We start from the raw sequence: 6088 nt of genomic DNA on the forward strand, positions 1-6088 counted from the left end.
TATTTCGAAAGTCACACACTTCTCCTAGTACATGACTTAGATGGCAGATTCTAAAATCTAAAAATAAAATCTAAAGAATCCCAGTAACTTGTAGGGAAATGGATCCTAAGTTAGAAAATAGAATCTAAGTAAGTAGAATATGGCTTAACCCCTCTATTAGTTCCTCCTCTATGACACTTAAGGAGTATAGGGGGGGGTGATTACTACGTTGAAAATCACACCTTCTGCTAGCAGTGACTTAGATAGTAGATCCTAAAATTTAAAAATAGAATCTAAGAAATCTCAGTAACTTGTAGGGAAATAGATTCTAAGTTAGAAAATAGAATCTACGCAAGATAGAATCCAGACAAATAGGATAAAGTAAGATAAAACTTAAGCTAAACGTAAAGATTAGATTCTAAAACTTAAGACTAGAATCTAAAAAATCCTATTAACTTTGAAGGAAATAGATTCTAAGTTAAGAAGTTAATAAACACCTTGAAATCTATTAAATATTATCTTTAGACAATATCTAATCTAAAACCAAAACTAAAACAAATCAAAACAAAAAGACTACCTTCTAGGTAGTCTTTAACAATCATTAAAGCTATCTAAATAGCTTTAATGCCTTCTCCAGAATGTTTGTATTTGTATTAAAACTTATAAGGTTGGCTTATGCAATACATGATGAAATACCTAGAAGGTTGGCTTATATCATACAGCACAAGATACTTAAAGTGTGACTTGTGACACTCACTTATACAATGCAGCACAAGATACTTAGAAGATTACTGGTTAATACACTGCAAGATATTTATAACATTGCCCTATACAAAACAATCTAGAATATTTAAAAAATCTCTAATAAAACACTCACACACACGCCAACTAACCACGCACTATTTGCTATCTATGGAATCTAAAAATATCTGATTGCCACATCACACGTTAAAGTATCTCCTAGCATCAAGATAGAAGAATATGACACGTAAATTAGACAGGACATAAAACCAGATTCTATAAATCTAAAAATATCTACTTAGCACGCCCTGCATTCTTACACTCCTAGCGATACACGCACTATAAGGCTACATCTATCCCTATATAAAACCACCAAAGCCCTGCTTCAAGCAAGCCTTTTAAGCCTCATGCAGCACTAAGATAAGTATGCTTATAAGCGTAAGGACTATGATCCCAAGATTGAGTGCTTTAAACTCACGCCTTACTAGCTTTACTATGACATAGCTTATAAAGCCAAAAGCTAGGCCATTAGTGATAGAGTAAGTAAGTGGCATCATGACTACGGCACCAAAGCCTGCGATATTTACTGCTATATCGCTAAAGTCTATCTTGCCAAGCTCGCTAAACATCAAGATTCCAACCATGATCAAAACCGGATAGATGGCATTAGAGGGCAAGGCTTGAAAAAGGGGCATGAAAAAAAGTGTAGCTATAAAGCAAAGTCCAGCTATAACTGCTGCTAGTCCAGTCCTAGCCCCTGCTTCTACTCCACTTGCAGATTCTGCAAAAACTGTGATGGTAGAAAGACCTCCTAAAGATCCAAGGCAAGCACCAAAAGAGTCTGCTTGCAAGGCTCTTTCAAGCTTTTTAGCACCACTTTTATCTTCAAATATATGTGCCCTATTACCCACGCCTCCAAGCGTGCCTAGAGAGTCAAAAAGATGGGTTATAAAAAAGATAACTATAACTGGCAAAAAGCTAAGCTTTAGTGCTCCTAATATATCAAGCTTTAAAAAGATTGGCAGTGGACTAGCTGGCAAGGATACTATATGGGTTGGGGTTGGGGCTAGGTGGAAGATAAAAGCTATGATGGAAGTTAAGGCTATAGCTATGATAAAAGATGCCCTTAACTTCAAGGCAAAAAGTACTATGACTATGACTAGGCCTATAATGCCAATTATCGTATGTTTGTCACTAAGGTTGCCAAGGGTTATTAGCGTGCTGTCACTTTTTACTATGATGCCCATTTGCTGCAGACCTACAAAGGCTATAAAAAGGCCAATACCCGCACTTATAGCCCTTCTTAAGTCAACTGGTATGCTTTCTAGGATCCAGATTCTAAACTTCGTAAAAGAGAGGATGAAAAAAAGAAGTGCTGAGATAAAAACTATACCTAAGGCACTCTCCCAAGGGATCTTAGCGCCAAGTACTAGCCCAAAGGTAAAGTAGGCATTAAGCCCCATGCCCACGCTTAAGCCTATAGGTGTGTTAGACCAAAGACCACTTATGATGGTTGCTATCATAGTAAAAATAGCAGTTGCAGTTAGCAAGGCTTCAAAAGGAAGGCCAGCTTTTGACATTATAAGGGCGTTGACTGGGACGATGTAAAGCATGGTAAAGAAGGTGGTTAGCCCACCATTAAGTTCTTGCTTTATGCTTGTGTTGTTAGCTTTGAGGTTAAAAAGAGCCATGATTAAGAGTGCTTCTCCTTGTGGTGTTTTGTACTTGAGTGATGCTTTAAGGCTTTTAGCTTCAAGCCCTAAGCCCCTAAGCTAGGAATCTAGCCTTTGTTTTAAAAGCTTATTAACCACGCTTGGATTTACCCCTTTTTGCTCTTTCATAACTTGACCCACAAAAAAGCCAAAAAGCTTATCCTTCCCACCTTTATACTCAGCGACTTTTTCTGGATTAGCAGCGATGATAGATTCTATAACTGCTAAGATCGCCCCTTCATCACTCACTTGTGCAAGTCCCATATCTTTTATAAGAGTATCTATCTCAAGACTAGAATCTATAAGCAACCTATCAAGCACATCTTTTGCAGACTTTGCACTTATAGTGTCATCTTCTATCTTTTTAACTAAGTAGGCTAGTTTGTCGCACTCTAGTGCCTCTAAACCCCTTCCTTCTTTTAAGCGCCCTAAAAGCTCAACACCTAGCCATGTGCTGGCGTTCTTTGGACTTACACCAAGAGATAGCATGTGCTCAAAGTACTTGTTTATAGCGATATCTGAGACTAAAAGCGAACTTAACTCATCTTTTATCCCCATCTCAATATAACGCTTACGTTTAGAATCTGGCAACTCAGGGATCTTTCTTGCCCTCTCCATCATCTCTTCACTTATATGAACTGGCAGTAAGTCAGGGTCTGGAAAGTACCTATAGTCTGCACTTTCTTCTTTATCACGCATAGATCTTGTAGTCCCACTTGCTGTATCAAAAAGCCTTGTCTCTTGTACTACTTCGCTTTTATAAGTGCCAGCTTCCCAAGCATCGCTTTGCCTTTCTACTTCATACTCTATAGCTTTGGCTATGAACTTAAAGCTATTAAGATTTTTTATCTCTACTCTTGTGTAAAGCTTAGTATCGCCTTTTGGGCGGATAGACACGTTAGCATCGCATCTAAAACTACCTTCTTGCATGTTTGCATCACTTATCTCTAAAAACTGAACTATGCTTCTTAGCTTTTTAAGATAGCTAACAGCCTCATCTGCACTCCTCATATCTGGCTCACTAACTATCTCTAAAAGCGGCGTACAAGCCCTATTTAAGTCAACTTCTGAAAAAGTATCTTCATGGATGTTTTTACCTGCGTCTTCTTCAAGGTGAGCACGGGTTATGCCTATAGTTTTTAATCCTTGAGTAGTTTCTATATCAAGGTGGCCAAGTCCCACTACTGGGGTCTCAAACTGGCTTATCTGATAGGCTTTTGGAAGGTCTGGGTAAAAGTAGTTTTTACGTGCAAAAATTGAGTTGTTATTAATCTTAGCATTGATGGCATTTCCAAAAAGTAAGGCTTTGAAAAGTGCTTCTTTATTAAGCATAGGAAGGGCACCTGGGAGACCTAGACAAGTTGGGCAGACGTTAGTATTTGGCGCTTCTCCAAAGCTAGTAGCACAGGAGCAAAAGATCTTAGTTTTGGTGTTTAGCTGGACGTGTACTTCAAGTCCTATGATAGTTTCAAACACGTTATCTCCTTTATGATTTTATTAGATATATCTTACCGATAAAGTTTTTGCATTAAACCTTTTTTCAAGACGTATTTTAGCTAGTCAAGGGCAGCTAAACTAACGATATCTTGCAATGGCTTAAGGTGTAGACTTAAAAGTTATGGCATTTTACGGAGATTTGCATAAAAAGAACCTAAACGCTTCGAGGTTAAGGTGGATGTTTGTGGCTAGTGAGGCTTGCTTGATGTTTTGGCTTGTGATAAATAGAGACGTTTTATAATATCTTGACTTTTTGAAAGTTAGGGGTTGTGCTAGCAGTTTGATTGTCAAACTTGTTAAAGACTATCTATAAGGTAGTCTTTTTATTTTTGGGTTTGTTTTAGATTGTTTTGTTTTAAAGTTAAATACTAGCCCTTGTTAAAGGACTAGTATCAAATTAGTATTTGCTAGGGTTTTTTAGATTCTTAAAGTTTTAGAATCTAATCTTTACTTTTAGCTTAAGCTTTATCCTACTTTAATCCTATTTTCATTTATAGAATCTACTTCCCGCCAAAGTAATAAGCATAGTTTAGAGTTACTTCACCACTAGTAAAGTTTGGATTAGTATTTCTAAAGTAGTACTGATACTCAACTGATACAGATTGATGTTTACCAAAGAAAGCAACTATACCAGCTTTTGCAGTAGGTAAGATTGTAGGGGCTTTGTTTTTACGCGCATTTGCATCTTGTGTTGCAGCGTTAAGTGAAGCATTAGATGCTTCAGTTGATGCTGATATGACTGCTCTTGTTATAGCTAAAGCTTGAGCGTCTTTACCCACTTTATCTATAGCTGCCTTTACTTCAGCAACAGCATTTGCTACAGCGTCTATACTAGTTTTTGGATCTGGTGTAGTTGTTGGACTATTAGGATCAAATCTAGTAGTGCTAAGTTGCGCGTCTTTGGTTGGATCTCCAGTTATTGTTATATCATTTTGAGTCTTGCCAGCAGAATCTGTTTTTATGCCATCTAATATAGTTGATTTTAAAGAAGATGCTACTTGAGATAGGTTTCTTATATTATTTGTATCCCTCCATGAAAAATTATTTATAGCATTTAGATTGTTAGTTACCTTTGTAAGTTCTGCATTATATTTATTGGCATTTGCTTGATTGACTTCTATAGCACTTTTTAGCTTTGCTATTGCTCCAGTATTTGGATCACTTAAAGCTTTTATTGAATCACTTAAATTAGTGCTTGCTTGTATATAGGCTGGATTTTGCAGTTCTACTTGAGTTGGACTTACTTGGGCTATAGCACTTTGGAAGGCTGAGATTCTATCCATTAAGGAATTTGTATTTCTCCCCGTGGTTTGATTGAAGGCATTCACTAAGTCGCTTGCAGTTTTTGCAATAGTTGTTGTATTTAATCCAGCATTTACATTTGAGTTAAACAACCCAACAACATCATACGAAACCTGTCTGCCAGTTCCATAAGTACCTGCCAAAATATTTGTATCTTTTGAGGCGTTTCCAGCAACTATTTTATTATTAAGATCAACAATAGGAAATACCCCATCATTAATCACTCTTCTAGCATCACCTATTTGAGTTTGCCCAGCTATTACATCATTAGAGATATTTTGCAAAGAAGTTTGTATCTTTTGTATGGCATCTAACTGAGAAGAAAGGTTTGCATTTAATGCTGGATTAACTCCAGAAAGTACAGTGCCATTTACCGAGAAAGTCGCCCCATTTAGCACACTTGCACCACCAGCTACACTATTAGATGAGTTCATAAAACTGCCATTTTCATCAAGAGTTACTTTTAAGTAAGAGTTAAGATAAAGATAAGATCAATTTAAGGATTAAAAGTAAAAAGCTAATATGAAAGTTAAGGTAAAAAGTTAAAAACAAAAAGTAAAAGATAAAAGATAAGTTAAAGACAAAAAGATAAAAGACAAAGTAGAAAGTCAAAATAAAAATGAAAAGCAATAAGCTTTAAGATTTATGCTTTTTTATATCTTTATATCATATGGTTGATAGTTAGCTTTAATTAATGATTACATATAGAATCTATAAGTAGTTATTGGTCTCATATTGGCTAGTAGCTTTATAAACATTTTAGATTGTTTTATATAAGGAAACATTACAAGTAGTTCGCATTGCATTAACTAGTAACTTTATAAGTGTTTTGCACTCTATGATAGAAGCCAACCTTC

Annotated in this window: 3 protein-coding genes; all 3 read right to left on the bottom strand. The window is 36.2% G+C overall.

Going from position 1 to position 6088, the window contains the following annotated elements; translation table 11 throughout:
• Positions 1–1118: 1118 nt before the first annotated feature.
• Positions 1119–2411, bottom strand: coding sequence for an NCS2 family permease (locus tag BKH40_RS08350; protein WP_095278566.1), 1293 nt, complete (start codon positions 2409–2411; stop codon positions 1119–1121).
• Positions 2412–2492: 81 nt separating this feature from the next.
• Positions 2493–3908 (bottom strand): Asp-tRNA(Asn)/Glu-tRNA(Gln) amidotransferase subunit GatB, encoded by a 1416-nt coding sequence (gene gatB, locus BKH40_RS08355; protein WP_095278567.1) that lies wholly within the window; start codon positions 3906–3908, stop codon positions 2493–2495.
• 521 nt (positions 3909–4429) lie between these two features.
• Complete coding sequence (locus tag BKH40_RS08360) at positions 4430–5665, bottom strand: hypothetical protein (protein WP_095278568.1); 1236 nt, start codon at positions 5663–5665, stop codon at positions 4430–4432.
• Positions 5666–6088: the final 423 nt, after the last annotated feature.

Origin of the sequence: Helicobacter sp. 11S02629-2, assembly GCF_002272875.1 — a bacterium.
Lineage (GTDB): Bacteria > Campylobacterota > Campylobacteria > Campylobacterales > Helicobacteraceae > Helicobacter_I.